The organism is Ramlibacter sp. bp-362, from assembly GCF_054956735.1.
The window spans coordinates 1-1445 of record NZ_JBUDXE010000037.1 but is presented as its reverse complement, the minus strand read 5'-3'; the positions used below and the strand labels follow the sequence as shown (position 1 = coordinate 1445).

Annotated in this window: 1 protein-coding gene; it reads left to right on the top strand. The window is 61.7% G+C overall.

Going from position 1 to position 1445, the window contains the following annotated elements:
• The first annotated feature begins 255 nt into the window (after window positions 1–255).
• Entirely contained in the window at window positions 256–1419 is a 1164-nt protein-coding gene (locus tag ACY0MJ_RS22300; RefSeq protein WP_462640752.1) for an IS4 family transposase, read from the top strand.
• Window positions 1420–1445 lie beyond the last annotated feature (26 nt).

Sequence of the window (1445 nt, the reverse complement as noted above, 5' to 3'; positions counted from 1 at the left end):
GCACTGCTGTCCGGGATAAATCCGCCAGGGTGCGCCAAGTCGTTCCGGCACAACGGAAAAGCGGACTGAGCTCGGGACGAGATTCGACTACTGTATGACGCACGGGCCGCAAAGCCGCGGCTGGCGCGGGTGTGCGTCAAAACGACATACAGGGTGATCGCTCGGCATGGCCTGGGCGCGGAATAGGTGTTGCGACGAGGCCGTCTAGGGGATAGAACCCCGGTCGCCAAACCTGTTCAACAACAACGCCGCAACATGCATAGATTAAGCCGTTTTGCGCAGCTCATGAAGGGGCTGCCGCGCGATTCGTTTCAGAAGCTGGTCGATCTGCACGCCGGGGACCGCTACGTCAAGAAGTTCGGGTGCTGGCAGCAGTTGCTGGTCATGGTGTATGGGCAACTGGCCGGAGTCAGCAGCCTGCGCGAGCTGGAAGCGGGGTTCAACCAGCATCGCAATCACCATTACCACCTGCACGCGGTGGAGGTACACCGCTCCACTCTTTCGAACGCCAATGACGGGCGCAATCCGAAGGTATTTGAACAAGCCGCACGGCTTCTGATCACCTTGGCCGCCCAAGCGGTCAGCCGCAAGGAGCGCAAGGAGCTGCTGTACCTGATCGACTCGACCACCATCGCCTTGTATGGGCGTGGCTCTCAATGGGCTGAGGCCAACAAGACTCGCACGCGGGGCTTGAAGATGCACGTGCAGCTCGAAAGCCGCTCGCAACTGCCGGTGCACTTCGAGATCACCTCTGCGAACGTGAACGATGAGACGGTAGGCAGCACGATCGTGCCGCAACAAGGCGCCGCCTACGCCTATGACAAAGGGTACTGCAATTACGGCTGGTGGGAGCGCATCGCCGCTGCCGGCGCCAGGTTCGTGACGCGGCTGAAGAAGAACGCCGCGATCGAACTGGTCAGCGCGCGTGAGGTGCCCCATGAAGCTGCCAGCATCGTCAGCGACCACGTCATTCGGCTAGCCAACAAGAGCAACCGAGGCGGCCACACGAACCCGTGCAGGCGGCTGCTGCGCAGGATCGAAGTGGCCCGCCCGAATGAAGACAACCTTGTGCTGGTCAGCAACGACCTGAGCGCGCCAGCGCTCGAAATCGCGGAGCTGTATCGCCAGCGATGGGAGATCGAACTGTTCTTCAAGTGGATCAAGCAGCACCTGAAGATCAAGAAGTTCCTGGGCGAAAGCGAGAACGCCGTGCGCATCCAACTGCTCACGGCGCTCATTGCCTACCTGCTGGTGGCGCTGCACAAGATCAGGCAGGGATTCCACGGCACCCTGTGGAATTGCCTGGCCGAGCTCAGAACGGGGCTGTTCCTGCGGGTGGAGGAGGAAGCCCACCGGTGCCGACGGCGCCGACACCGACAGGCGATCCACGACGCGCTTCAGCCGGGGTTATTTCGGTGACCCGAAGGGTTTCCGGACAGCAGTGC

Coding starts and splice junctions, on each gene's coding strand:
- ACY0MJ_RS22300 (WP_462640752.1), top strand. CDS start 256: ATGCATAGATTAAGCCGTTTTGCGCAGCTCATGAAGGGGCTGCCGCGC.